This is a genomic window from Massilia sp. 01N417 (genome assembly GCF_056399645.1).
This window is the reverse complement of sequence record NZ_JBFTRS010000034.1, coordinates 1-23,487: the sequence shown is the minus strand read 5'-3', so window position 1 is coordinate 23,487 and position 23,487 is coordinate 1. Positions and strand designations below refer to the sequence as shown.

General features: G+C 69.1%; 22 protein-coding genes and 1 pseudogene. 14 read left to right on the top strand and 9 right to left on the bottom strand.

Annotated features, from left to right (window positions below):
* From AC1DOQ_RS25670 to AC1DOQ_RS25660, 3 genes are all read right to left on the bottom strand, one after another.
* Positions 1 to 1,194: a substrate-binding domain-containing protein gene (locus AC1DOQ_RS25670; RefSeq protein ID WP_477370816.1), complete on the bottom strand. Its 1,194-nt coding sequence runs from the start codon at positions 1,192 to 1,194 to the stop codon at positions 1 to 3.
* Between the two features lie 33 nt (positions 1,195 to 1,227).
* A complete protein-coding gene (locus tag AC1DOQ_RS25665; protein ID WP_477370813.1) occupies positions 1,228 to 2,100 on the bottom strand; it encodes an alpha/beta fold hydrolase in 873 nt (290 codons plus the stop codon).
* A 66-nt stretch (positions 2,101 to 2,166) separates the two neighbouring features.
* Positions 2,167 to 4,557, bottom strand: coding sequence for a TonB-dependent receptor (locus AC1DOQ_RS25660; protein ID WP_477370810.1), 2,391 nt, complete (start codon positions 4,555 to 4,557; stop codon positions 2,167 to 2,169).
* 273 nt (positions 4,558 to 4,830) lie between these two features.
* Here AC1DOQ_RS25660 and AC1DOQ_RS25655 point away from each other — a divergent pair, with 273 nt between their 5' ends.
* Both AC1DOQ_RS25655 and AC1DOQ_RS25650 read left to right on the top strand, forming a co-directional pair.
* Positions 4,831 to 5,751 (top strand): LysR family transcriptional regulator, encoded by a 921-nt coding sequence (locus AC1DOQ_RS25655; RefSeq protein WP_477370807.1) that lies wholly within the window; start codon positions 4,831 to 4,833, stop codon positions 5,749 to 5,751.
* Positions 5,748 to 6,236: a GNAT family N-acetyltransferase gene (locus AC1DOQ_RS25650; RefSeq protein WP_477370804.1), complete on the top strand. Its 489-nt coding sequence runs from the start codon at positions 5,748 to 5,750 to the stop codon at positions 6,234 to 6,236. Before AC1DOQ_RS25655 ends, AC1DOQ_RS25650 begins: the two co-directional genes overlap by 4 nt.
* Here the strand turns inward: AC1DOQ_RS25650 and fliD are convergent.
* Positions 6,226 to 7,554, bottom strand: coding sequence for a flagellar filament capping protein FliD (gene fliD, locus AC1DOQ_RS25645; protein WP_477370801.1), 1,329 nt, complete (start codon positions 7,552 to 7,554; stop codon positions 6,226 to 6,228). The two genes, AC1DOQ_RS25650 and fliD, sit on opposite strands and share 11 nt — an antisense overlap.
* Before the next feature lie 169 nt (positions 7,555 to 7,723).
* Here fliD and AC1DOQ_RS25640 point away from each other — a divergent pair, with 169 nt between their 5' ends.
* Genes AC1DOQ_RS25640 through AC1DOQ_RS25585 form a run of 12 tightly spaced genes read left to right on the top strand, consistent with a single transcriptional unit; the run spans position 7,724 to position 19,537 of the window.
* Entirely contained in the window at positions 7,724 to 8,374 is a 651-nt protein-coding gene (locus AC1DOQ_RS25640) for a cytochrome c3 family protein (protein WP_477370798.1), read from the top strand.
* Positions 8,371 to 11,253 carry a 4Fe-4S dicluster domain-containing protein gene (locus AC1DOQ_RS25635; protein ID WP_477370795.1) on the top strand — a complete coding sequence of 961 codons (2,883 nt, stop codon included), beginning with the start codon at positions 8,371 to 8,373 and terminating at the stop codon, positions 11,251 to 11,253. Before AC1DOQ_RS25640 ends, AC1DOQ_RS25635 begins: the two co-directional genes overlap by 4 nt.
* Positions 11,250 to 12,626, top strand: coding sequence for an NrfD/PsrC family molybdoenzyme membrane anchor subunit (gene nrfD, locus AC1DOQ_RS25630; protein WP_477370792.1), 1,377 nt, complete (start codon positions 11,250 to 11,252; stop codon positions 12,624 to 12,626). The genes AC1DOQ_RS25635 and nrfD overlap by 4 nt, the downstream gene beginning before the upstream one ends.
* Positions 12,623 to 13,168 (top strand): DUF3341 domain-containing protein, encoded by a 546-nt coding sequence (locus AC1DOQ_RS25625; protein WP_477370789.1) that lies wholly within the window; start codon positions 12,623 to 12,625, stop codon positions 13,166 to 13,168. Before nrfD ends, AC1DOQ_RS25625 begins: the two co-directional genes overlap by 4 nt.
* Positions 13,165 to 13,809 carry a c-type cytochrome gene (locus tag AC1DOQ_RS25620; RefSeq protein ID WP_477370786.1) on the top strand — a complete coding sequence of 215 codons (645 nt, stop codon included), beginning with the start codon at positions 13,165 to 13,167 and terminating at the stop codon, positions 13,807 to 13,809. The genes AC1DOQ_RS25625 and AC1DOQ_RS25620 overlap by 4 nt, the downstream gene beginning before the upstream one ends.
* Positions 13,806 to 14,840 carry a hypothetical protein gene (locus tag AC1DOQ_RS25615; protein WP_477370783.1) on the top strand — a complete coding sequence of 345 codons (1,035 nt, stop codon included), beginning with the start codon at positions 13,806 to 13,808 and terminating at the stop codon, positions 14,838 to 14,840. Before AC1DOQ_RS25620 ends, AC1DOQ_RS25615 begins: the two co-directional genes overlap by 4 nt.
* Positions 14,833 to 15,165: a hypothetical protein gene (locus AC1DOQ_RS25610; protein WP_477370780.1), complete on the top strand. Its 333-nt coding sequence runs from the start codon at positions 14,833 to 14,835 to the stop codon at positions 15,163 to 15,165. Before AC1DOQ_RS25615 ends, AC1DOQ_RS25610 begins: the two co-directional genes overlap by 8 nt.
* Positions 15,162 to 15,974 (top strand): SCO family protein, encoded by an 813-nt coding sequence (locus AC1DOQ_RS25605; RefSeq protein WP_477370777.1) that lies wholly within the window; start codon positions 15,162 to 15,164, stop codon positions 15,972 to 15,974. Before AC1DOQ_RS25610 ends, AC1DOQ_RS25605 begins: the two co-directional genes overlap by 4 nt.
* Positions 15,971 to 16,921, top strand: a complete 951-nt coding sequence (coxB, locus tag AC1DOQ_RS25600; protein ID WP_477370774.1) for a cytochrome c oxidase subunit II — start codon at positions 15,971 to 15,973, stop codon at positions 16,919 to 16,921. Before AC1DOQ_RS25605 ends, coxB begins: the two co-directional genes overlap by 4 nt.
* Positions 16,896 to 18,539, top strand: a complete 1,644-nt coding sequence (gene ctaD / locus AC1DOQ_RS25595) for a cytochrome c oxidase subunit I (RefSeq protein ID WP_477370771.1) — start codon at positions 16,896 to 16,898, stop codon at positions 18,537 to 18,539. Before coxB ends, ctaD begins: the two co-directional genes overlap by 26 nt.
* Before the next feature lie 4 nt (positions 18,540 to 18,543).
* On the top strand, positions 18,544 to 19,206 hold the full coding sequence (locus tag AC1DOQ_RS25590) for a cytochrome c oxidase subunit 3 family protein (RefSeq protein WP_477370768.1): 663 nt from the start codon (positions 18,544 to 18,546) through the stop codon (positions 19,204 to 19,206).
* 1 nt (position 19,207) lies between these two features.
* The gene (locus tag AC1DOQ_RS25585) at positions 19,208 to 19,537 is read left to right on the top strand and encodes a cytochrome C oxidase subunit IV family protein (RefSeq protein ID WP_477370765.1); all 330 of its coding nucleotides are present in this window, start codon (positions 19,208 to 19,210) and stop codon (positions 19,535 to 19,537) included.
* Positions 19,538 to 19,556: 19 nt separating this feature from the next.
* Here the strand turns inward: AC1DOQ_RS25585 and AC1DOQ_RS25580 are convergent, their stop codons facing one another.
* The 5 genes and pseudogenes from AC1DOQ_RS25580 to AC1DOQ_RS25560 form a co-directional block, all read right to left on the bottom strand.
* Positions 19,557 to 19,742 (bottom strand): hypothetical protein, encoded by a 186-nt coding sequence (locus tag AC1DOQ_RS25580; protein ID WP_477370762.1) that lies wholly within the window; start codon positions 19,740 to 19,742, stop codon positions 19,557 to 19,559.
* 58 nt (positions 19,743 to 19,800) lie between these two features.
* Positions 19,801 to 20,961 carry an alpha-hydroxy acid oxidase gene (locus AC1DOQ_RS25575; RefSeq protein WP_477370760.1) on the bottom strand — a complete coding sequence of 387 codons (1,161 nt, stop codon included), beginning with the start codon at positions 20,959 to 20,961 and terminating at the stop codon, positions 19,801 to 19,803.
* 12 nt (positions 20,962 to 20,973) lie between these two features.
* Positions 20,974 to 22,605 carry a GMC family oxidoreductase gene (locus tag AC1DOQ_RS25570; protein ID WP_477370757.1) on the bottom strand — a complete coding sequence of 544 codons (1,632 nt, stop codon included), beginning with the start codon at positions 22,603 to 22,605 and terminating at the stop codon, positions 20,974 to 20,976.
* The gene (locus AC1DOQ_RS25565) at positions 22,605 to 23,222 is read right to left on the bottom strand and encodes a gluconate 2-dehydrogenase subunit 3 family protein (RefSeq protein WP_477370754.1); all 618 of its coding nucleotides are present in this window, start codon (positions 23,220 to 23,222) and stop codon (positions 22,605 to 22,607) included. Before AC1DOQ_RS25565 ends, AC1DOQ_RS25570 begins: the two co-directional genes overlap by 1 nt.
* Positions 23,219 to 23,487, bottom strand: a pseudogene (locus AC1DOQ_RS25560) (hypothetical protein); the annotation flags it as partial. The gene AC1DOQ_RS25565 and the pseudogene AC1DOQ_RS25560, both read right to left, overlap by 4 nt.

Here is a 23,487-nt window from a genome sequence, read left to right as displayed (position 1 = left end):
TCAGCGCTTGTTCCGCACCGGCAGCGGCAGTTCGCTGGCGGGGATCTCGCGCACCAGCTCCAGCAGGTCCCACTCGTTCTTCTGGTCCTTCTTGATGCGGAAGTGGTACATCGGCTGCAGGGCCTGGTGGTCTTCCTTGCGGAAGGTCATGCTGCCCTTCGGTGTCTCGAAGGACATGCCCTCCATCGCCGCCGCCAGCTGGTCGCCGTTCGCGTTCGGCACCTTCGACAGCGCCGCATAGACCGCGCCGGCCGCCGCCATGCCGCCCGCCGTGAACATGTCGGGCGGTGCCTTGAAGCGCTTGGTGTGCTCGGCCACCAGCCAGTCGTTCATCTTGTTCTTCGGGAAGCCGTAGTAGTAATAGATGGTGCCTTCGGTGCCGGCGTAGGCCTTCCAGGTCTTCATCACCGGCAGGATGTTGCCGCCCGGGGCCAGGTTGATGCCGTAGCGCTCCGGCTTCATGTCGGCGATCTTGTTCAGCGGGTTCGGGCCGGCCCAGACGATGGCCAGCACGCGCGGCTGCGGCTGGTCCTTGAGGGCGTCGAACAGGCGCTGGGTGGGCGCGGTGAAGTCGGTCGAGGCCGCCGGCGCGTATTCCTCGTGCACGACCTTGGCCTTGCTGCCGGTGGCGGCCAGGGCTTCCTTGCCGGCCTTGATGGCGTCGCGGCCGAAGGCATAGTCCTGGGCCAGGAAGGCCACGCTGCCGCTCTTCAGCGTCGAGGCGGCGGCCAGCGCGTCCTGCATCGAGTTGCGCGCGGTGCGGAAGATGTACTTGTTCCACTTGGCGCCGGTGATCTCGTCGGCCACCGCCGGCTCGACGATCAGCACCTTCTTGTATTCCTTGGCCACCGGCAGCATCGCCAGCGCCGAGCCGGACGAGGTGGTGCCGACCGCGATGTCGGCCTTGTCGTCGCCGTAGGCTTCGGCCAGCAGCGTGCGGCCGAGGTCCGGCTTGCCCTGGTCGTCCTTGACGATCACCTTGATCTTGCGGCCGTTGATTTCCATCTTCCCGCCGGTCAGGTACTCGAGGCCCATCATGAAGCCGGTCTCGGTCTCCTTGGCATAGGATTCCAGGGCGCCGGTCTTGCCGGCGATGAGGGCGACTTTCAGGTCGGGAGCGGCGAGGGCGCTGCCGCCGGCGGTGGCGATGAAGGCTGCCAGCAGGGCGGCAGAGAGGGGCTTGATGCGGGTCATATGGGTCTCCTCGTTTCTCTTACTGCGTTTTATTCAGGGCACGGTCGCCAGGAACCGGGCGATCGCCTCGAGTGCCGCCGGCTCGGTCAGCATCGGCGCATGGCCGACCTTGGGCACTTCGACGTACTGCATGCCGGGGGCGGCGCGCCGCATCCAGTCGGACTGGCGCTGCTCCAGCAGGTCGGACAGCTCGCCGCGCACCAGCAGGACCGGACGCTTGCGCGCCAGCCGCCGGAAGGCCATGCGGCCCGCCAGGGACGTCGGACGGAGTTTACCGGTTTGTAATGCAATGGCAATGTTTGGATCATAGCGCGGTGCCAGCCGGCCCTCGCCGTCCTGCTCGAAGGCGCGGCGCGCCCACTTGTCCCACTCCGCATCGGAGTTGTCGGGGAAGGCGCACAGGTTGATGTCCTTGACGTAGCAGGCGGCGTCGTCCCAGGACTCCAGCGAGGCGGCTTTGCCGGTATAGCCGGCGATGCGCGCCAGTCCTTTTTCGGACAGCACCGGGCCGATGTCGTTGATGATGGCCGCCGCGATCAGGTCGATATCCCGGGCCGCCAGCGCCATGGTGATCAGGCCGCCCATCGAAGTGCCGATGAAGACCGCGCGGGCGATGCCGAGGTCGGACATCAGCTTGACCACGTCGCCGGCATAGACGTTCGGGTGGTAGTTGTCGGGATCGGGATCGCGCTGCGAGCGTCCGCGTCCGCGCACGTCGAGCGCCAGCACGCGCCGCGACTGCGCCGCGATCACCGGGGCGAGCTCGTCGAAGTCGGCCGAGTTGCGGGTCAGGCCGTGGATGCAGATCACGGGCAGGCGCGCGGGTCCCGAAGCGGCGGCGTAATCGCGTGCGTACAGCTGCAGGCCGTCATCGCTCGTAAAGCTGATTTCAGTGTAGTTGGACATTGGACCCCGTTGTGATTTTAAAAAAGGGCGCCCCGCGGGACGCCCTGCAGCCATCGGGCGGGGCGATCAGAACTTCACGTTGAGGGTGGCGCGCACGGTGCGCGGGTCCCCGTAGAACGCGGTCACGGTGTTGAAGAAGCCGGAGAAGTTGTAGCCGGCGGTCTTGTAGCGCTTGTCGGCCAGGTTGCGGCCATGCAGTCCGACCTGGATCTTGCGGTCGGAACTGGTCCAGACCACGCCCGCATCCCACAGCGCATAGCCATCCTGGGCCAGCATCAGGTTGCCGGGGATGGTGGCGTCCAGGCTGGCCACGCCGGTGCTGCGCGCGATCTCGGTCTGGTACACCTTGCTCTTGTAGGAGACGCTGTTCATGAAGCTCATCGAACCCGAACGGCCCATGATGCTGACCGGCCAGTCGTAGTTGATGGCGATGTTGGCCGAGTTCTTCGGGGTGTTCTGGAACTCGGTGCTGCCGGCGATGTTCACCAGGTTGGCGCCGTTCGCCACCATCCACTCGTTGTACTTGGCGTCGATGTAGCTGTACATCGCGTTTACGCTGAGCTGGTTGGTCAGGTAGGCGACCGCTTCCAGTTCCAGGCCCTTGATCTTGGCCTTGCCGGCGTTGGTCAGGCTGCCGGCGAAGCCGTTCACGCTGCCGTCGGCGGCATAGGTCGGGATCGAACCCGGGATCTGCACGTTCTTGTAGTCGGTGTAGAAGACCGCGGCATTGGTCTGCAGGCGGCCGCCGTTCATCGACGACTTCACGCCCAGCTCGATGCTGCTGACTTCTTCAGGGTCGACGCCCTTGCGCTTGGCCAGCGACACGACGGAGTTCGGACCGCCGGTGGCGGCCAGGTCCATGCGCGGATCGAACATGCCGCCCTTGAAGCCCTTCGACCAGGTAGTGTACAGATTGTGTTCCGGGGTCAGCTTGTAGCCGAAGCCGAGTTTCGGCGTGAACTTCTTGTCGGTGCGGTGCAGGGCATCCTTGCCGAGGTTGGTGTTCGGCGCGCCGAAGATCACGGCGCCCGGGTTGCCCAGGCGCGGCGAATCGTTCAGGCCCAGGTAGGTGGCCTTGAAGATCTCGGCGCGGCGCTCGTCCTCGGTATAGCGGCCGCCCACCGTGACGCTGAAGGCATCGGTCACGTTGTAGCTGGCGTCGGCGTAGGCGGCCCAGGTCTTGGAGTCGATGTCGTCGTGGGTCAGCAGCGACAGGCCGCCGGCGGCGTTGTACAGCACGTCGAAGTCGTTGTAGGCATTGGTTTTCATGTAGAACAGGCCGGCCACGCCCTGCACCTTGTCGCCGGTGTAGGTCAGCTGGAATTCTTGGCTGGTCTGGTTGTCCTTGTAGAAGGACGGCGCTTCCCACAGCGGCAGTTCGAGCGAATCGAAGTCGATCGGCGCATAGGACTTCGACTTGCGGTAGGCGGTGATCGACTTCACCGACAGGGTCGGATCGATCGTGTATTCGGCCAGCAGCGACGTTCCTTCGACGGTGACCTGCTGCTCGTGGCCCAGCACCTTGTACAGGTTGGCGCGGGTGTCGTAGGTGCCGGAGGCCGGCTGGATATTGCCCGGGGCCGGGCCCAGGGTCAGGCGCCGGCCCTGGCGGGCCTCGGAATCGTCGACGGTCTTGTCGGTAGCCAGGCGGATGAACAGGTCCGGGGTCGGGGTCAGCTCGAGGCTGACGCGGCCGGCGACCACGTCCTTGTTGTAGTTCTGGCGGCCGTTCAGGATGTTGTGGCCGAAACCGTCGCGGTTGAAGGTGCCGACCGTGGCGCCGATGCGCAGGATGTCGGAGATCGGCATGCTGCCCTTGACCACCAGGTCCTTCTCGCCGTAGTTGCCGAAGGTGACCTTGGCGTCCAGGGTGGGCTTCGGCGCCAGCTTGCGGGTCACGTACTTGACGGCGCCGCCGATGGTGTTGCGGCCGTACAGGGTACCCTGCGGGCCGCGCAGCACTTCGATGCGCTCGAGGTCGTAGATGTCGGTGAGGGCGCCTTGCGGACGGGCCAGGTAGACGTCGTCGAGGTAGATGCCGACGCCCTGCTCGTAGCCGGCGACCGGGTCCTGCTGGCCGATGCCACGGATGAAGGCGGTCAGCGTGGTGTTGGTACCGCGCGAGGCCTTCAGGGTGGTGTTCGGGGTGCTGTCGGTCAGGGCGGTGATGTCGGGCACGGCCTGCTTTTCCAGCTCGGCGCCCGAGATCGCGGTGACGGCGCCCGGCACGTCCTGGATCAGTTCGGCGCGGCGGCGGGCGGTGACGACCACCTGGTTGATGTTGTCGCCGTTGGCATTGGCATTGGTGTTTGCGGTGGCGGCGGGCGCGGCGTTGGCGGCGTCCGCACCTTCCTGGGCATGGGCTACCCCGACCGCGGCGCCGTAGAGCGCCAGCAGGACGGCGGTGGAGATGGCGGAACGGTTCAGCAGCATCAGTCTGTTATCGGTACGACGCATTGTATGTCTCCTAATTTTATTGATAGCGCATGCGTTCAGGTTTTTTCGCACGGAAGGAAGTTTGCCGCGCACAAGACTGGTTGAATAGATAACAACGCGCTCAACAGGTGTGCAAAAATGCACAGGGATGTTTTGAGACGCACCCATGTGTGACGTAAAAACGCCGGCTCCCACTCTGGCAGCAGGCGGCCGAAGACCTAATTCAAGGAAAGTCTTGGCGCCAAAATGTGCACTGGTGCACAATAATTGTTGCTGATATCAGACAATCAACCTATGAATACCTTGCCTGAGTGGACTGACCTGCGTTTCTTCCTTGAACTGGCGCGTGCGGGGACCCTGTCGGGCGCCTCGCGCCGGCTGGACGTCGAGCACACCACCGTGGCGCGGCGCATCGATCGCCTCGAAAGCCAGCTCGGCACCACCCTGTTCGACCGCTCGCGCGAAGGCTACGAGCTGACCGAGAGGGGCCACGCCCTGCTGCCGCATGCGGAAGCGATGGAAGGGGCGTCGCTGGCCGCGCTCGAGCAGCTGGGCGGCACCGAGCTCGGCGCCCAGGGCGTGGTGCGGCTGGGCGTGCCGGACGTGTTCGGAGTGCGGGTGGTGGCGCCGCTGCTGGTCAAGCTGCTCGACACCCATCCCGACCTGTCGATCGAGATGCTGTCGCTGGCGCGCTTCGCCAACCTGGCCAACCGCGAGGCCGACCTCGGCGTGATGCTGGATCCGCCGGCCACCGGCCGCTACGTGGTCACGCGCCTGGCCAGCTTCCGCTTCTACCTGTACGGCTCGCCCGCCTACCTGGACCGCCATCCGCCGATCCGCACCCACGCCGACCTCGAAGGCCACGACTTCGTCGACTATGTGCAGGACCGCCTGGCCAGCCGCGAGCTGTCCTACCTGAACGAACTCCGATTCACGCCGCGGCGGCGCTTCTGCTCGCTCGGCATGGGCGCCCAGGTCGAGGCGGCGGCGCTGGGCATGGGCCTGATGATGGCGCCGCCCTATGCGATTCCGGACGACGGCCGCCTGGTGCCGGTGCTGCCCGGCTTCTACGCCGAGCGCTCCTTCTGGCTGGCCGCGCCCACCGACCTGTATCGCCTGCGCCGGGTGAAGGTGGTGTGGGACCTGCTGCGCGACCTGGCCGACAACAATCCCTCGCTGTGGTGGATCAAGGACGACATCGGGCGGGCGGCATGATCCGCGTTCGCCCGTACGCGGACGGCGACCGCGGGGCCGTCAACGCGGTGGCGCGGGCGGCCTTCATGCAGTATTCGCGGGATTACGCCGACTGGCCCGGCTTCATCGAAGGGATCGGCAAGATGGCCGACCTGGCGGCGCAGGCCGAGTTACTGGTGGCCGAGCAGGATGGCGTCGTTGCCGGCGCGGTCGCGCACGTGAGGCCGGGGCAGCCGCGCGCCGCCTTCTTCCCGACCGATTGGTCGGTGATCCGCATGCTGGTGGTGGATCCCCGGCGGCGCGGGCAGGGCGCCGGGCGCGAACTGGTGGCGGGCTGCCTGCGCCTGGCGCGCGACGCCGGGGCGCCCGCAGTCGGCCTGCATACGAGCCCGATCATGGCCTCGGCGTTGCGCATGTACGAGGCGCTCGGCTTCGTGCGCGATGCCGATCTGCCGCCGATCCGCGGCGTGCCCTACGGACGCTACGTGCTGACGCTCAGGCCATGAAGTCGAACAGCGACATCGGCTTGACCTGACCATTGCCGAACAGCGCGCTGCCGCCGATGCCCGATCCGGCCAGCGAATACTGCTGCGCCAGCATCGCCGCCTGGCGGTTGACGGTGTCGACGATCTTCGCTTTCTTGTCGCTCAGCTTGTCCGCATCCTGCCTGACCGCGATGGCCTGGTTCGCCACCGTGCCGCCGGTGGCGATCTGCTGGCCGGCGCGCCTGGCCAGCTGTTCGGCCAGGCCCTTGCCGCCATTCGCGAACAGCGCCGTCACCTTGTCCGGGTCGGCGGCGACGGCCGCCTTCAGCTTGGCCTCGTCGAGCACCAGGGCGCCGCTCTTGCGCGTGATGCCGACCCCGGCCAGCGCTTTCGGGTCGGCGGCGTCGAGCACCTGGTTGATCTGCACGGTCACCTGGTTCAGCGCCGAGTCGGAGCCCGGGTCGCCGCTGCGCAGCGCGGCCAGCTGGCTGCCCATGGTGTTGAAGGCGCCGACCAGGTTCTTCACGTTGGCGGCGATCGCGGACGGATCGCGGGCCACCTGCACCTCGCTCTTGCCGGCCGCGGCCAGGGTCAGCGAGATGCCGGCGATGGCGTTGTCGACCTTGTTCGTGCTTGCCGTGACGGTCTTGCCGTCGACCACCAGCTGGGCGTCCTGGGCGGCAGTCTTTTCCGTCATCGCGCTGTTGCCGCCGTTGCCGTAGGAAAGCAGTCCTTGCAGTGCGGGGTCGCCGCTGACGCTGATGCGCATGCCGTTCGCGGCGCCGCTGCTGCCGGTCAGCTTGAGGGCGAAGCCCTTGCCGTCCTGGACCACCTCGGCATTCAGGCCGGCATCGCGCATGGCCTTGGCGATGCCGTCCAGGGTGTTGTTGCTGCCGTCGATGCGCAGCGATTTGGACGCCGAACCGGTGTCGATCTTGATCACCGTGGCGGCGCCGCTGCCGATCGGGGCATCGCGGGCGGCCAGGGCCTTGCTGGCCAGCTGCTGGGCCTGGGCCAGCTGCTTGACCTCGACCGTATGCGAGCCGGCCGTCGCCGTGGTGCCGTTCAGGCTGGCCTCGACCGCCTTGGTGCTGCTGCTGGCCGACATGTCCATCCCGGCGGCGGACAGGCCGCCGGCGGCGTTCCGGAAAGCGTCCAGCGCGAGCGCCATCCTGCCCAGGCTGGACAGGCGCGCGTTGTCGCGCTGCAGCTGCGTATCGAGGAGCTTGACGGCCGGGTTCCTGGCCAGCAGCGACTGGGTGGCGCTGGTGTAGAGATCGGACAGGCTGCCGCTCGTGGCGCCGAGGCCCGGCGACGAGGTCGAGGTCGAGATAGTCATGCGCCCATTATGGGCCAGGCGGCTGCCTGTCAATGTATTCAATTGCAACGGGTTTACCCGTCAATTCAAGCGTGCGGACCGATTGCCGACACTCGCCTATACTAAATGAAGTATCAAAAAAACAACTGCATAGTCACCAATCCATTTCTTTTGCTAATAAGCATTCTCGATGGCGCCGCCGTTTTCCAAGCCTGCCGTGCTGGTCGTCAAACTGGCTTTGCTGCTCATCCTCGGCATCGCCGTGGCGGCGGTGGCGGTGGCGCGTTGGGAGATGACGCCGCGTAACGGCATCTACGAACCGGTCAACCAGCCGATCGCCTTCAGCCACAAGCACCACGCCGGCGACGACGGCATCGATTGCCGCTATTGTCACACCTCGGTCGAAAAATCCGGTTTCGCCGGCATGCCCTCGACCGGCATCTGCCTGAGCTGCCACTCGCAGCTCTTCCTCGATTCGCCCGCGCTGGCGCCGCTGCACGAGAGCGCGCGCAGCGGCCGGCCGATCCACTGGGTGAGGGTGCACGACCTGCCCGACTTCGTCTACTTCGAACACGATATCCATGTGAACAAGGGCGTGGCCTGCGTCGAATGCCATGGCCGCGTCGACCAGATGCCGCTGACCTGGCGCACCGCCACCCTCGAGATGCAGTGGTGCCTCGGCTGCCACCGCACTGCGCCGCAGCACGTCCGCCCGCTCGGCAAGGTGCTGTCGATGGCGCCCGAGCGGCCGCTGACGCCGGAGGAAGTGCGCCAGCTCGACCGCCTGTACCGCCTGCGCAGCACGAATGCGCTGACCAACTGCTCGACCTGCCACCGATGAACAGAACCGGCCATCCCGTCATCCCCATCCACGATCACGATCACGATCACGATCACGATCGCGATCGCGATCACGGCCGGGACGAGCCGTCGCGGCGCCGCTTCCTGAAGCTGATGGCGGCTTCCGCGGCGCTGGCCGGCGCCGGCTGCAGCGGGCCGCCGCCCGAGGCCATCGTGCCCTATGTGCGGATGCCGGAGCAGGACGTGCCGGGGCTGCCGCTGTTCTACGCCACCGCCTTCGTGCGGCGCGGCTTCGCCCACGGCGTGCTGGTCGAGACCAATATGGGGCGGCCGACCAAGGTCGAGGGCAATCCCGAGCATCCCGTCAGCGGCGGCGCCACCGACGTCTTCGCCCAGGCCTCGATCCTGCAGATGTGGGACCCGGACCGCTCGCAGACGGTGCAGCAGGGGACGGAGCTGTCGAGCTGGTCGGCCTTCGAGGCGACCCTGGAAGCGCGCCGCCCGCGGTTCGCGCGCGACGGCGGCGCCGGCCTGCGCGTCCTGACCGGCCCGGCCACCTCGCCGACCCTGGCGGCCCAGCTGGCGGCGCTGCAGAAGAAGTACCCGGCGATGCGCTGGCACGCCTGGGATCCGCTGCACGACGACGGCGCCGCGGCCGCCGCCAGCCTGGCCTTCGGGCGTCCGCTCGACACCCTGTACCGGCTCGACAAGGTGGCCGTGCTGCTGACCCTGGACGCCGACCTGTTCGGTGCCGAGGGCGGGCGGGGCGCCGGCGTGGCCCATGCGCGCGCCTTCACCGCGCCGCGCCGGCTGGGCGCCAACGTCGCCGCCAACCGCCTGTATGCGATGGAGTCCACGCCGACCCTCACCGGCGCCTACGCCGACGAGCGCCTGGCGCGGGCGCCGCACGAGATCGAAGCCTCGCTGTGGCGCATCGCCGGCCTGCTGGAAGCGGCGCCCGGCGGCGGCACCGCGCCGGATCCCGCCGTCGCGCGCTGGGAGACGGCGGTGGCGATGGCGCTGCGCGGGTCGCGCGGCCATGCGCTGGTGGTGGCCGGACCGGGTTTGAGCCCGGCCAGCCGCGCCCTGGCCCACCTGCTCAACCAGCGCCTGGGCGGGCAGCAGGGCCCCGTCGCCCCCGTCGCCCATATCGAGCGGGTCGCGCTCGGCGCGCCCGATCATGGCGCCACGCTCGCCGGACTGGCGGCCGACATGCAGGCCGGCCGGGTCGACACCCTGCTGATGCTGGACACGAACCCGGTCTACACCGCACCGCCCGCACTCGGCTTCGCCCAGGCCCTGCGTCGCGTGCCGCTGAGCGCCCACCTCGGCCTCTACCGCGACGAGACCGCGCGCGAGGCCGGCTGGCACCTGCCGCTGGCGCACGGTTACGAAGCCTGGAGCGATGCCCGCGCCCATGACGGAACGGCCAGCATCGTGCAGCCGCTGATCGCGCCCCTGTATGGCGGACGCTCCGCGCACACGGTGCTGGCGACCCTGCTGGGCGAGGGCAGCCGCGACGGCCTGGTGCTGGCGCGCGCCGCCTGGCAGGCCGCGCGTCCGGAACTGGCCGGCCCGGCCTTCGACGCCTTCTGGCGCGAAGCCCTGCGCCGCGGCCTGGTCGAGGGCAGCGCCGCGCCGGAGGTGACGGTGCGCGAGGTGCCGCCGGTGGACATGCCGAAGCTGGAAACGCCGCCGCTGGTGGCGCGCTTCGTGCCGGATCCGGCCGTCGATGGCGGCGAGTTCTGCAACAACGCCTGGCTGCAGGAGCTGCCGCGGCCCCTGACCTCGCTCACCTGGGACAACGCGGCCCTGATCGGCCCCGCCACCGCCAGGCGCGCCGGCCTGCTCGATGGCGGCGTGGCCCGCCTGACGGTGGACGGCCGCAGCATCGAGGCGCCGGTAATGGTGCTGGCGGAGCAGGCCGAGGGCGTGGTCACGCTGCCGCTCGGCTACGGGCGCAGCGGCGCCGGCTCGGTCGGCAATGCGGTCGGCTTCGACGCCTACCGCCTGCGTCCCCAGGCCGCGCTGGGCGGGCCGGTGCCGCTGCGGCTCGACGCCACCATGGGCGGCCATGTGTTCGCGCTGCGCCAGCGCGAGGTCGACATGCACGGGCGCGATCCGGTGAAGGTGGCGCGGGCCGGGGCCAAGGCGGCGCCGAAGAAGCGCGAAGAGGAAGAGGGCGGCAAGACCTCGCTGTATCCGGAATACCGCTACGACGAGTACAAATGGGGCATGGCGATCGACCTCAACGCCTGCATCGGCTGCGCCGCCTGCACCGTCGCCTGCCAGGCCGAGAACAATATCCCGGTGGTCGGCAAGGAAGAGGTGATGCGCGGCCGCAGCATGCACTGGATCCGGGTCGACCGCTACCGCCTGGGTGCGCGCACGCTGTTCCAGCCGGTGCCCTGCATGCATTGCGAGCATGCGCCCTGCGAAGAGGTGTGCCCGGTCGGCGCCACCGTGCACGACGACGAAGGCCTGAACGTCCAGGTCTACAACCGCTGCATCGGCACGCGCTTCTGTTCGAACAACTGCCCCTACAAGGTCCGCCGCTTCAACTTCCTGCAGTATTCGAACCAGAAGCTGGAAAGCCTGAAGGCGCTGCAGAACCCCGAGGTGACGGTGCGCCGGCGCGGCGTGATGGAAAAATGCAGCTACTGCCTGCAGCGCATCACGCGCGCCCGCATCGACGCCGAGAAGCAGGGCCGCCGCATCCTTGATGGCGAAGTCGTCACCGCCTGCCAGGCGGCCTGCCCGACGGCGGCGATCCACTTCGGCGACCTGAACGATCCGCGCAGCGACGTCCTGGCGGCCAAGTCCTCGCCCTTCGACTACGCCCTGCTGCAGGAATTGAACACCCGGCCGCGCACCAGCTACACCGCGCGCCTGGTCAACCCGGACCCGGAGCTGGAATGAGCGCGCCGCAGCCCAGGTCCCGCGACACCCCGGAGCTGCGCGCCGGCTGGGGCTATGCCGACGTCAGCGACAAGATCGCCGGCATCGTCCTGAACGGGAAGTTCGGCTGGAAGTGGTGGAGCGCCTTCCTCGCCGCCTCGGCCGGCGTGATGGCGCTGCTGGTCGCGGTCAGCTGGCTGCTGGCGAAGGGCATCGGCATCTGGGGCGTCGACATCCCGGTGGCCTGGGGCTTCGCGATCGGGAACTTCGTCTGGTGGATCGGGATCGGCCACGCCGGCACCTTCATCTCGGCCGTCCTGCTCCTGCTGCGCCAGCGCTGGCGCACCTCGATCAACCGCTTCGCCGAGGCCATGACCCTGTTCGCGGCCAGCATCGCCGGCCTGTTTCCGATCCTGCACCTGGGCCGGCCCTGGTTCTTCTACTGGATCGTGCCCTATCCGAACGTGATGAACGTGTGGCCGCAATGGCGCAGCCCGCTGGTGTGGGATTTCTTTGCGATCGCCACCTACCTGCTGGTCTCCCTGATGTTCTGGTACCTGGGCCTGATTCCCGACCTGGCCACCCTGCGCGACCGCGCCGGCCTGCGCGGCCAGCGCGGCGCCCAGGTGGCCTACGGCCTGCTGGCTTTGGGGTGGCGCTTTGATGCGCGGCACTGGGCCCGTTTCGAGAAAGCCTATCTGCTGCTGGCGGGGCTGGCGACGCCGCTGGTGGTGTCGGTGCACACCATCGTGTCGCTCGACTTCGCGGTCGGCAACACGCCCGGCTACCACTCGACCGTGTTCCCGCCGTACTTCGTGGCCGGCGCGCTGTTCTCGGGCTTCGCGATGGTGCTGACCCTGGCGATCCCGCTGCGCGCCGTCTTCGGGCTGCAGGACTTCATCACCGGGCGCCACCTGGCAAATGCGGCCAAGGTGCTGCTGGCGACCAGCTGGATGGTGGGCTACGGCTACCTGTCCGAGATCTTCACCGCCTTCTACAGCGGCGACAAGTACGAGACCTACATGACGATCAACCGCTGGGTGGGCCCGTATGCGCCGGTCTACTGGAGCATGCTGACCTGTAATATCGTGCTGCCGCAGATCCTGTGGTGGCGGCGCATGCGCCACAGCGTGCCGATCCTGTTCCTGCTCAGCCTCGCGATCAACTGCGGCATGTGGATGGAGCGCTTCCTGATCGTGGTGTCCTCGCTGCATCGCGATTTCCTGCCATCAAGCTGGGGCATGTTCTACCCGACCCGCTGGGACTGGATCACGCTGTTCGGTTCGATCGCCTTCTTCGTCTGGCTGTTCCTGCTGTTCGTGCGCTTCCTGCCGCTGATCTCGATGGCCGAGATGCGCGAGCTGGTGCGCGACACCGCGGAGGGCAAGAAATGAGGCAAAAACCGAGCCGGGCCGTGTACGGCCTGCTGGCCGAATTCCCCGACGCGGACAGCCTGTGCGCGGCGGCCAGGGAGGCGAGGGCGCACGGCTACACCCATGCCGAAGCCTACAGTCCCTTCCCGGTCGAGGGCCTCGAACAGGTGCTCGGCACCCGGCGCAGCTGGGTCGCGCCGGCGGCCCTCATCGGCGGCGTGCTGGGCGGCGCCGGCACCTATTTCCTGCAGTGGTATGCGGCCGTGGTCGACTACCCGATCAATGTCGGCGGCCGGCCGCTGCACTCCTGGCCGTCCTTCATTCCGCCGACCTTCGAGCTGACCATCCTGGGCGCGGCGGTGGCGGCGGTGCTGGCCATGCTGGTCCAGAACGGCCTGCCGAAGCTCTACCACCCGCTGTTCGAGGTCGAGGAGTTCGAGCTGGCCAGCCGCAACCGCTTCTTCCTCTGCCTGCCGGCCCACGATCCGGTGTTCGCGCCGGGCCCGGCGCGCGACCTGCTGGAAGGCCTGCATCCGATGCTGGTGCGCGAGGTGCCGGCATGAGATGCATCCCGGGCATGTTCATGGCGCTGCTCCTGCTGGCCGGCTGCGAACGGGCAAAGCAGGACATGTACGACCAGCCGCGCTACAAGACCTTCGCCGCCAGCACCCTGTTCCCGGACGGCGCCTCGGCGCGCACGCCGCCGGCCGGCACCCAGCCGCGCGCCCGCGGCGCCTTTTCCGACAGCACCGGCGGGCGCAAAGGCGGCGCCGCCGTGCAGGAAGACATCGCCGCCGAGACCGCGCAGGCGAATCCCTATCCGGTCGACCTGCGCCTGCTGGAGCGCGGCCGCGAGCGCTACATGATCTACTGCCTGCCCTGCCACAGCCCGGTGGGCGACGGCGACGGCCTGGTGGTGCGGCGCGGCTTTCCGGCACCGCCCACCTATCACCAGCCGCGCCTGCGCGAGGCCCCGGACCGCCACATCTACGACGTGATCACGAACGGCTACGGCGTGATGGTGCCTTATGCCGACCGCATCGAACCGGCCGAGCGCTGGGCCATCGTGGCCTTCATCCGCGCCCTGCAGTTGAGCCAGAACGCGCCGGCGGACGGCCTGCCGCCGGATATCCGGGCGAAGCTGGACGCCCAGCCGGCGGTCGCAGCCCCGGCCGCAGCTGCGGCCGCCGGAGGCAGGCCATGAACCGCGCCGTGCTCGCGATCGCCGCCGTGGCGACGGCCGCCGTGCTGGCCCTGGTCGGCTGGCGCATCGACCTGCGCGCACTGCTGGCGGGCTACCTGGTGCTGTGGTGGTTCGTCACCGGCGCGCTGCTGGGCGGCCTGGCGAATGTCTGGCTGCACCAGCTCACCGGCGGCGACTGGGGAGAAATCATCCGCACCCCGCTGCTGCGCGCGGCGCGCTGGCTGCCGCTGGCCTGCCTGCTGTTCCTGCCGGTGCTGGCCGGCATGCATCTGCTGTACCCCTGGGCCGGCGCCGGGCCGGTGGAGCCGGACACCGCCTTCCGCAAGCTGTGGCTGAGCCCCGGCTTCTTCGTGGCGCGCAGCCTGGCCTACCTGCTGCTGTGGAGCGCGCTGGCCTGGATCGAGTTGCGCGCCCGCCACCGCTCGGGTGGCCGCGCCGCCGCCTGCCTGCTGGCCTTCGTCTTTTCGAGCGGGCTGGCGTCGATCGACTGGCTGATGTCGCTGCGGCCGGAATGGTATTCGAGCGTGTTCGGCTGGCTGACCGGCACCGGCCAGATGCTGAGCGGGCTGGCGCTGGCGGTGCTGCTGATCGACCGCGAGGCCGCGCGCGCGCGCCTGCCGGACTTCGGCAACCTCTTGATGATGTATGTGCTGACCTGGGCCTACCTGGCCTATGTGCAGTTCCTGATCATCTGGTCGGCCGACCTGCCGCGCGAGATCTCCTGGTACCTGCTGCGCGCCACGCCGGGCTGGAAAGCGGTGGCCTGGACCCTGGCCGTCGTGCATTTCGCGGGACCGCTGCTGATCCTGCTGTCGCGCCATGCCAAGCAGGCGCCGAAGATGATGGGCGGACTGGCGGCGCTGCTGCTGGCGGTCCACCTGCTCGATTGCTGGTGGCTGGTACTGCCGTCGGTGACGGGCCTGACGGCCCACTGGACGTGGCTGGCGCCGCTGCCGGTGCTGGCCGGCGTCCTGCTGGCCTGGCTGGCCTGGCGCGGCGCGGAGATGAAGAGGAGGGCGGCGCATGCCTGAGAGCGAAGACGGCGGCATCCACGTCCGCGCGATCCGGCGCGGGGCGCTGGCGATCGCGGGCGGCATCGTGTTCGCGGTGGCCGGCTCCTGGTGGCTGCTGCACAGGCTGGGACCGGTGGCGAACACCGCGCAGCCGCCGGCGGCGATCCCGGCGCCGCGCCTGCAGCCGGCCCCGCAGATTGATCGCGCCGCCTATTTCGCGGAAAAAGAGAAACGCCTCGCCAGCTACGGCTGGGTCGACCGCCAGGCCGGCATCGCCCACATTCCGCTGGACGAGGCGATGCGGCTGCTGGCCGCGCGCCGCCAGCAGGAGAACAAGCCATGAGCCGGCTATTGCAGCTATTCGGGGCCGCCTGCTTCATGCTGGCGCTGTGCTGTGGGACGGCCGGCGCCCAGGCGCTGCGCCTGCCGGCCCAGCCGGCGGCGGATTTTTCGCCGGCGATCGGCGCCCGCCTGCCGCTCGACGCCATGCTGCGCGACGAGGCGGGCCGGCCGCTGCGCCTGGGCGAGCTGTTCGGCACCGCGCCGGTGGTGCTGGTGCCGGGCTACTACAGCTGTCCGAACCTGTGCAGCACCCTGTTCGAGGGCGTGCTGCAGGCCCTCGCGCTGGGCGGGATGGCGGCCGGCAGCTACCGCCTGGTCGGCTTCTCGATCGACCCGCGCGACGGCGCCCAGGCAGCGGCATCCAAGCGCCGGGCCTATGCTTCCCTGCTGCCCGGCGGCGCTGCCGACCTGCGCATGCTGACCGCCGATGCGCCCGCGCTGGCGCGCATCGAGGCGGCGCTGGGCTACCGTGCCCTGCGTGACCAGGAGACCGGCGAGTTTGCCCATGCCGCCGGCTTCGTCGTGCTCGATGCCGGCGGGCGCGTCACGCGGTATTTCCCCGGCGTGCGCTTCGATCCGGCGGCGCTGCGCACGGCGCTGCAGGCGGCGCGCGACGGCAGCGGCAGCAGCGCGCCCTCCCTCGGCGAGCGCCTGCTGATGCTGTGCACCCACTACGACCCGGCGCTCGGCAGGAACAGCGGCGCGGCGATGGCGGCGGTGCGCAGCGGCGTGCTGCTGGCCCTGCTGGGCATGGGCGGATGGCTGTGGCGCCGGCGCAGCGTCCATGCCGCGAAGGAGGGCAGGCCATGACGGCGCCTTTCCACCTGTTGCCGGCGGACGGCGCATCGTCCGCCACCCGTCTCGACAGCCTGGCGCTGTGCCTGCTGCTGCTGACCGGCGCGGTGGCGCTGGGCGTGCTGGTCATGATGATCGTGTTCTGCGTGCGCTACCGCGCCCGTTCCAAAGCCGACCGCAGCCACGTGCCGTCCAAGGACCTGCCCGTGGAAATCGCCTGGACAGCGATCCCGATGCTGCTCTTCCTCGGCCTCTACGCCTGGGGCGCGATCGACTATGCCGCCCTGTACCGCCCCGATCCTGCCGCCACGCCCGTCTTCGTGGTGGCCAAGCAGTGGATGTGGAAGGCCGAGCACCGCAACGGCCGGCGCGAGGTCGGCCAGCTGCACCTGCCGCTGGGGCGCCCGGTGCGCCTGGTGCTGACCTCGCAGGACGTGATCCACAGCTTCTTCGTGCCGGCCTTCCGCATCAAGCAGGACGCGGTGCCGGGGCGTTACACCTCGATCGGCTTCACGCCCAGCAAGGCCGGCGAATACGAGCTGTTCTGCGCCGAGTACTGCGGCACCGAGCACGCCATGATGACGGGGAAGATCGTGGTGCTGCCGCCCGCGGAGTACGGACGCTGGCTGGCCGAGGGCCCGCGCCAGCCCGGCATGGCCGCGCGCGGCTTCGCGCTGTTCCGCCAGTACGGCTGCAGCGGCTGCCACGCCGCCGGCTCCAGCGTGCACGCGCCCGACCTCGCCAATCTGCTGGGGCGCCGCGTGCACCTGCAGGACGGCCGCGAGATCACGGCCGACGAAGCCTACGTGCGCGATTCCATCTACCTGCCGCGCAAGGACATCGTGGCCGGCTACGACCCCATCATGCCCTCATTCGCCGGCCAGATCGGCGAGGAGGACCTGCTGGCGATCATCGAATACCTCAGGGAGAGCGGACATGACCCGTCCACAGAGCGACCTTAGCCTGATCGAGGAGGAGGGCGAGGGGCCAACCTCGCGGCCCGCACGCAGCTACCTGTCCGAGGGCTGGACCCTGGGCTCCTGGCTGGGCACGCGCGACCACAAGCGCATCGCGCTGCTGTATGCGGCGTCGATCACGCTGTTCTTCTTCCTCGGCGGGATCGCAGCGGCCCTGATCCGCCTGGAGCTGGCCACGCCGCAGGGCGACCTGGTCAGCGCCGACACCTACAACAAGCTGTTCACCGCCCACGGCGTGATCATGGTGTGGCTGTTCCTGATTCCGTCCATACCCTCGGTGCTCGGCAACTTCCTGATGCCGATGATGATCGGCGCGCGCGACCTGGCGTTCCCGCGCCTGAACCTGGCCAGCTGGTACCTCTACATGGTTGGTGGCGCGATCGTCCTGTGGGCGCTGCTGGCCGGCGGCGTCGACACCGGCTGGACCTTCTATACCCCGTTCTCCACCATGTTCTCGAACTCGCACGTGGTGCTGGCCCTGACCGGGGTGCTGGTGGTGGGCTTTTCCTCGATCCTGACGGGACTGAACTTCATCGTCACCGTGCACACCATGCGGGCGCCCGGCATGGGCTGGTTCCGTCTGCCGCTGTTCGTGTGGGCCAACTACGCCACCTCGCTGATCCTGGTGCTGGCCACACCGGTGCTGGCCATGACCCTGGTGCTGGTGGCCGTCGAGCGCCTGTTCCAGGTCGGGATCTTCGACCCCGCGCTGGGCGGCGACCCGCTGCTGTTCCAGCACCTGTTCTGGTTCTACTCGCACCCGGCGGTCTACATCATGGTGCTGCCGGCGATGGGGGTGGCCAGCGAGATCATTCCCTGCTTCGCGCGCCGCCCCGTGTTCGGCTACCGTTTCATGGCTTATGCGATCCTGGCCATCGGCGTGATCGGCTTCCTGGTGTGGGGCCACCACATGTTCGTCAGCGGCCAGTCGGTGTATGCGGGCATGGTGTTCTCGCTGCTGTCCTTCATGGTGGCGGTGCCGTCCGCGATCAAGGTGTTCAACTGGACCGCCACCCTGTACAAGGGCAGGATCACGTTTTCCGCGCCGATGCTGTACGCGCTCGGCTTCGTCGGCCTGTTCACGATCGGCGGCCTGACCGGGCTGTTCCTGGCCGCGCTGGCCCTCGACGTCCACCTGTCCGATACCTATTTCGTGGTCGCCCACTTCCACTACATCATGGTCGGCGGCTCGGTGATGGCCTACCTGGGCGGCATCCACTTCTGGTGGCCGAAGATCACCGGCCGCATGTACTCGGAAGCCTGGGGCAGGCTGGCCGCGGTGGTGATCTTCGCCGGCTTCAACCTGACCTTCTTCCCGCAATACCTGCTCGGCTATGCCGGCATGCCGCGCCGCTACCACAGCTATCCGGAAGAGTTCCAGCTGCTGCACGTGCTGTCCTCGGCCGGCGCGGTCACGCTGGCGATCGGCTACCTGCTGCCGCTGGGCTACCTGGCCTGGTCGCTGCGCTACGGCCGCCCGGCGCCGCCGAATCCCTGGCAGGCCACCGGGCTCGAATGGCAGGCGGCGTCGCCGCCTCCCATCCACAACTTCGCCCAGCCGCCGGTGGTGGCGCGCGGCCCCTACGCCTACCATACCGATTGAGCCCATGAGTACCGTCGAGCAGCCCCACGCCGAGCAGTTCACCAGCCGCGAGCAGCAATCCTTCGCCGGCACCTTCGGCATGTGGGTGTTCATCGCCAGCGAACTGCTGTTCTTCGGCCCGCTGCTGTTCGGCTACCTCTACCTGCGGGTCCACTATCCCGAGGCCAGCGCCGCCGCCAGCCGCCATACCGACTACCTGCTCGGCACCGCCAACACCGCGGTGCTGCTGACCAGCAGCTTCCTGATGGCGCTGGCGGGCAATGCCGCCGAAAGCGGCCGGCGGCCGCGCGCCATGCGGCTGTTGTGGGCGGTGGCGGCGCTGGGCTTCGTCTTCCTGGTGCTGAAGGGCTGGGAGTACCACAACGATTTCCAGGAAAACCTCTTTCCCGGTTCCCGCTTCCGGCCGGAGCAGGGCGGTCACTTGCAGCAGTTGCCCGGCATGCAACTGTTCTTCATCCTGTATTTCGTCCTTACGGGGCTGCATGCGGTCCACCTGACGATCGGCATCCTGGTGTGCCTGGCGATGGCGGTCAAGCTGCGCCATCCGCCGCCGGTGGGCGTGTCCGCCGACGCCATCGAATACGCGGGCCTGTACTGGCACTTCGTCGACGTGGTCTGGATCTTCCTGTATCCGCTGCTCTACCTGGTCGGCAGGGCGGGAGGCTAGCATGGAACGCCATTCCCGCATCCGTCCCCTGGTCCTGACCTGGCTGGCCTTGCTGGCCCTGCTGGCGATCAGCGCCGGCACCGCCTGGCTGCAGCTGGGCTGGATCAATACCGCGATCGGCATGGCCGTCGCCACGCTCAAGGTGGTGCTGGTGGGCCTGGTCTTCATGCGCCTGCGCGTGACCCATCCGCTGCTGCGCCTGACGGCGCTGGCGGGCCTGGCCACGCTTGCGCTGCTGTTCATTCTGTCCGGCGCCGACTATGCCACCCGCAGCGCGGTGCAGGCGCCCTGGCAGCATCCATCCACGGTGGCGCCGCGCCTGGGACGCTGAGCTTGCCCCGGGGCCCGCCTCAAGCGCCGAGGCGGACGCGCCAGTCGGCGATCAGCTTGCGGTAGGCTTCGCCGACCGGCCGGACCTTGCGGTCCAGGTCGAACAGCCCGCGCGGGGGCAGGCCATAGCGCAGGGTGCGGATGCCGAGACCGGCCGCCAGCGCGAAGTCGGTGCGCCAATGGGTGTGGTGGGTGCATTCTTCCATCTGGCCGGGTTGCCGTTCTCGATCCCGCTGGCGAACATGAAGGAGTAGGGGGCCGCCCTCATCGGCGTCCTCCGAGCGGCGGCTGCGGGGTGACGACGCCGGGCGGGACCTCGGACACGCTGGACAGCCCGGACAGCATCATGCAGTCCTGCAGCTCCTGTTCGAACAGCTGCAGCGCGCAATAGACGCCGTCGCGGCCCTTGGCGCACAGGCCGTACAGGCAGGCGCGCCCGCTCAGGCAGGCATGCGCGCCGAGGCCGAGGGCCTTGACGATGTCGCCGCCGGTGCGGATGCCGCCGTCGAACAGCACTTCGATGCGGCCGCCGACCGCTTCCGCGATCTGCGGCAGCACCGAGATCGAGGACGGCGCGCTGTCCAGCTGGCGCCCGCCGTGGTTGGAGACGATGATGCCGTCGGCGCCGATGTCGAGGGCGCTGCGCGCATCGTCCGGATGCATCACGCCTTTCAGGATCAGCTTGCGCGGCCATTCCTTGCGCACCCAGCGCACGGTGTCGAGGTCGAAGGTCGGGTCGAACTGCGCTTCGATCCACTTCGACAGCGAACCCACCGAGCCGCCTGCCTCGATCTCGTGCTCGAGGTTGCCGAAGGTGTGGCGCCTGCTTCCCGCCATGCCGGCCAGCCAGCGCGGATGGGTCAGCATCTCCATCACGTTCCTGGGCGTCAGCCGCGGCGGCACGCCCAGGCCTTCCTTCTCGTCGGCCCAGCGCTTGCCCTGGGTGTGCAGGTCGATGGTCAGCACCAGCGCCGAGCAGTTGGCGGCGAGGGCGCGGTGGATCAGGCTTTCATTGACGCGCCGGGCCTTCATCAGGTAGAGCTGGAACCAGAAGGGCTTGCCGGTCGCTTCCGCCACGTCCTCGATCGAATTGATCGAGCAGGTCGACAGGCAGTAGGGCACACCGTAGTCGGCCGCCGCGCGCGCCGCCTCGCACTCGCCGTTCGGCCACATCAATCCCGCCAGCCCGGTCGGCCCCACCGCCAGCGGGATGCGCGCCGGATCGCCGGCCATGGTGGTCGCGGTGTCGCGCCGGGCCACGTTGCGCAGGCTGTGCTGGCGCAGCGCCAGGGCGCGCATGTCGTCCAGGTTGCGCTGCAGGGTCAGCTGCTGCTCGCTGCCGCCGTGGATGTAGTCGAACAGCACGCCCGGCAGGCGTTCCCTGGCCAGGGTTTCGAGGTCGAAGATGCTGGCGATCTTGCTCATGGCTTCCTCATGTCAGAGTTCTCCACGTGCGGCCAGGCTGCGGATGCGGTCGCCGATGCGGCAGGCCAGGGCCTGGATCGTGAGCGAGGGGTTGACCCCGCCGCTGGTCGGGAACAGCGAGCCGTCGCAGATCCACAGGTTGCGCACGTCCCAGCTGCGTCCGATCGAGTCGACCACGCTGCTGTCGGGATCGTTGCCCATGCGGCAGGTGCCGAGGATGTGGCTGGTGTCCTCGCTGGTCCACAGGTCCCGGCCGCCGGCCGCTTCCAGCATCCGGCCCATATAGCGCCGCGCATGTTCCTGCATGCGGCGGTCGTTGTCCGAGTAGGAGAATTCGACGTGGGCGATCGGCAGTCCATGCCGGTCGCGCTCGTCGGCCAGGATGACGCGGTTGCCGGGGCGCGGCTCGGTCTCGGCGACGGCCACCAGGCCGCTCATGTAGTTGTAGTCGAGCATGGCCTCGCGCAGCCGCTCGCCCCACAGCCGGCGCGAGGTGGCGACCAGCTGGGCCCAGGCGCGCGGCAGCGGGCCCTGGCTCATGAAGGCATAGCCGCCGGCGAAGTCCTTGCCGTCGTCGGCGTAGTTCCAGTGCTCGCAGACGGCCATGTTGGGCGGCCCCTTGTTCCAGCGGATCTCTTCGTCGAAGCGTGCCCACACGCCCGGTCCCGCATGGGTGGTCAGGTGGGTGCCGACCAGGCCGGAACGGTTGGCCAGGCCTTGGGGGAAGGACGGACAGGCCGAGTTCAACAGCAGGCGCGGGGTCTCGATCGCATAGCCGGCCACCACCACGTTGCGTGCGCGCTGGAAGCGCCATTGCCCGCCGCGGCGGTAATGCACGCCGCTGGCCAGGCCCTTCGCATCCAGTTCGATGCGCCCGGCCATGGCGAGGTCGCGCACCTCGGCGCCGGCGCGCAGCGCGCGCGGGATCCAGACCACCAGCGCGCTCTGCTTGGCGTTGGTCGAGCAGCCGAAATTGCAGAAGCCGCGGTAGACGCAGGGCGGCGATTTGCCGCGCGGCGCGGACACCGTCGCCAGCGGCACCGCCGACCAGGCCACCCCCATGCGTTCGGCGCCGCGCGCCAGCACCAGGCCGGCGGCGTTCATCTCGTGCTCGCGGTAGGGATAGCGGCGATGCGGCGGGCCCCAGGGATAACGCAGCGGGCCGGAAATCGCCAGCGCGCGCTCGGCTTCCTCGTAATACGGCGCCATCTCGTCGTAGGTGAGCGGCCAGTCGAGGCCATAGCCGAGCAGGCTGCGCGAACGGAACCACTCGGGCCGGAAGCGCAAGGAGATCATGCTGAAATGGACCGTCGAGCCACCCACGCCCCAACCGGAATTGTTGCCGCCGAGGGCGATCGGATCGGCGCCGGAGCTCAGGCGTTCGTCCAGCCAGTACAACTGCTGCTGGGCTTCCTCGTCGGAGGCGAAATCCTCGAGCGGGCGCCAGAACGGACCGGCCTCCAGCACGACCACCGAAAAGCCGGCCTCGGCCAGCTTGCAGGCGAGGGTGGCGCCGCCGGCGCCGGCGCCGACGATGGCGAAGTCCACCGCCTCATCGTCGCGGTATTCGCGCATCGGCATCCAGCCGCCGCGTTCGAAGACGTCGGGCGCGCGTCCCTGTCCGGTGCGCGGCAGGTAGTCCATCAGTCCGGGTCCTTCGCCTTGACCGCGCGCGCCTCCCATGGGTCGCGGCTGTCGAAGCCGAGGCGCACGTAGCCGCGCGGGCTGGCCGGGCCGCCGAAGCCGATCTCGCTCCAGGCCCAGGGGTGGGCGTAATAGATGCCGGCCGCGGTCTTGAGCAGCCACTGCGTGAAGAAGCGCTCCGAATGCAGCGCCTGCCATTGCGGCGAGCGCAGGTCCTGGTCCGCCAGCGCCTGCAGCAGGGCATCCTGTTCGGCCGCATCGAGCGCCGTGAAGTCGCGGCCGTGGCGGCAGCGGGCCTCGTCGGCGAGGGCGGCGAGGCCCAGGCGCCAGCATTCGCGCAGCGGCGGCATGTCCGGATGGCGGAAGCCCTCGCCGAGATTATCGTGCAGCATGGCGTCGATCCAGGGCGTGATCGGGATCGGTTCGGGACGCTCCGGCTGGGGCAGCAGGCGCCGGTTGACGGCTTCCAGCAAGTCCCATTCGGCTTCGCTGAGGAAGCGGCGCGGCGGGACTTCGTCCAGGCGCCGGCCCAGCACGCGCCGGGTGCTGTCGTCGAAGGAAGGGCTGTCCCATTTGGCCAGCACGTCGTAGCCGGGGTAGCGGGCGCTCGCGCTCATGCCGCCTCCCGCCATGCCGGCTCGCGGGCGCGCAGCGCCAGGGCGGCGCGTCCGGCCAGCGCCAGTGCGGAAAAGCTGGGCGGCGCCGGCAGCGGCGGTCCGCTCAGCAGGTTCTGGCTCCAGTTGCGCCAGCCGCCCATCTGGCGCGCGATCCCGAAGGCGTGGAAGGCGACGCCGCCCGCGCCCAGCCAGGCGGTGGCGGCCAGCCAGCCGCGCGCCAGGCGCGCGCGACGGCGCGATGGGGCTGCCGGGATGGGGCTGCCGG

Excerpts from the sequence above, each read along its gene's own strand:
- AC1DOQ_RS25590 (WP_477370768.1), top strand. The coding sequence starts at position 18,544 with ATGAGTACCGTCGAGCAGCCCCACGCCGAGCAGTTCACCAGCCGCGAG.
- AC1DOQ_RS25665 (WP_477370813.1), bottom strand. The coding sequence starts at position 2,100 with ATGTCCAACTACACTGAAATCAGCTTTACGAGCGATGACGGCCTGCAG.
- AC1DOQ_RS25610 (WP_477370780.1), top strand. The coding sequence starts at position 14,833 with ATGCCTGAGAGCGAAGACGGCGGCATCCACGTCCGCGCGATCCGGCGC.
- AC1DOQ_RS25640 (WP_477370798.1), top strand. The coding sequence starts at position 7,724 with ATGGCGCCGCCGTTTTCCAAGCCTGCCGTGCTGGTCGTCAAACTGGCT.
- AC1DOQ_RS25565 (WP_477370754.1), bottom strand. The coding sequence starts at position 23,222 with ATGAGCGCGAGCGCCCGCTACCCCGGCTACGACGTGCTGGCCAAATGG.
- AC1DOQ_RS25635 (WP_477370795.1), top strand. The coding sequence starts at position 8,371 with ATGAACAGAACCGGCCATCCCGTCATCCCCATCCACGATCACGATCAC.
- AC1DOQ_RS25585 (WP_477370765.1), top strand. The coding sequence starts at position 19,208 with ATGGAACGCCATTCCCGCATCCGTCCCCTGGTCCTGACCTGGCTGGCC.
- AC1DOQ_RS25580 (WP_477370762.1), bottom strand. The coding sequence starts at position 19,742 with ATGGAAGAATGCACCCACCACACCCATTGGCGCACCGACTTCGCGCTG.
- AC1DOQ_RS25625 (WP_477370789.1), top strand. The coding sequence starts at position 12,623 with ATGAGGCAAAAACCGAGCCGGGCCGTGTACGGCCTGCTGGCCGAATTC.
- AC1DOQ_RS25605 (WP_477370777.1), top strand. The coding sequence starts at position 15,162 with ATGAGCCGGCTATTGCAGCTATTCGGGGCCGCCTGCTTCATGCTGGCG.
- nrfD (WP_477370792.1), top strand. The coding sequence starts at position 11,250 with ATGAGCGCGCCGCAGCCCAGGTCCCGCGACACCCCGGAGCTGCGCGCC.
- AC1DOQ_RS25575 (WP_477370760.1), bottom strand. The coding sequence starts at position 20,961 with ATGAGCAAGATCGCCAGCATCTTCGACCTCGAAACCCTGGCCAGGGAA.
- fliD (WP_477370801.1), bottom strand. The coding sequence starts at position 7,554 with ATGACTATCTCGACCTCGACCTCGTCGCCGGGCCTCGGCGCCACGAGC.
- AC1DOQ_RS25620 (WP_477370786.1), top strand. The coding sequence starts at position 13,165 with ATGAGATGCATCCCGGGCATGTTCATGGCGCTGCTCCTGCTGGCCGGC.
- coxB (WP_477370774.1), top strand. The coding sequence starts at position 15,971 with ATGACGGCGCCTTTCCACCTGTTGCCGGCGGACGGCGCATCGTCCGCC.
- ctaD (WP_477370771.1), top strand. The coding sequence starts at position 16,896 with ATGACCCGTCCACAGAGCGACCTTAGCCTGATCGAGGAGGAGGGCGAG.
- AC1DOQ_RS25655 (WP_477370807.1), top strand. The coding sequence starts at position 4,831 with ATGAATACCTTGCCTGAGTGGACTGACCTGCGTTTCTTCCTTGAACTG.
- AC1DOQ_RS25650 (WP_477370804.1), top strand. The coding sequence starts at position 5,748 with ATGATCCGCGTTCGCCCGTACGCGGACGGCGACCGCGGGGCCGTCAAC.
- AC1DOQ_RS25660 (WP_477370810.1), bottom strand. The coding sequence starts at position 4,557 with ATGCGTCGTACCGATAACAGACTGATGCTGCTGAACCGTTCCGCCATC.
- AC1DOQ_RS25570 (WP_477370757.1), bottom strand. The coding sequence starts at position 22,605 with ATGGACTACCTGCCGCGCACCGGACAGGGACGCGCGCCCGACGTCTTC.
- AC1DOQ_RS25670 (WP_477370816.1), bottom strand. The coding sequence starts at position 1,194 with ATGACCCGCATCAAGCCCCTCTCTGCCGCCCTGCTGGCAGCCTTCATC.
- AC1DOQ_RS25615 (WP_477370783.1), top strand. The coding sequence starts at position 13,806 with ATGAACCGCGCCGTGCTCGCGATCGCCGCCGTGGCGACGGCCGCCGTG.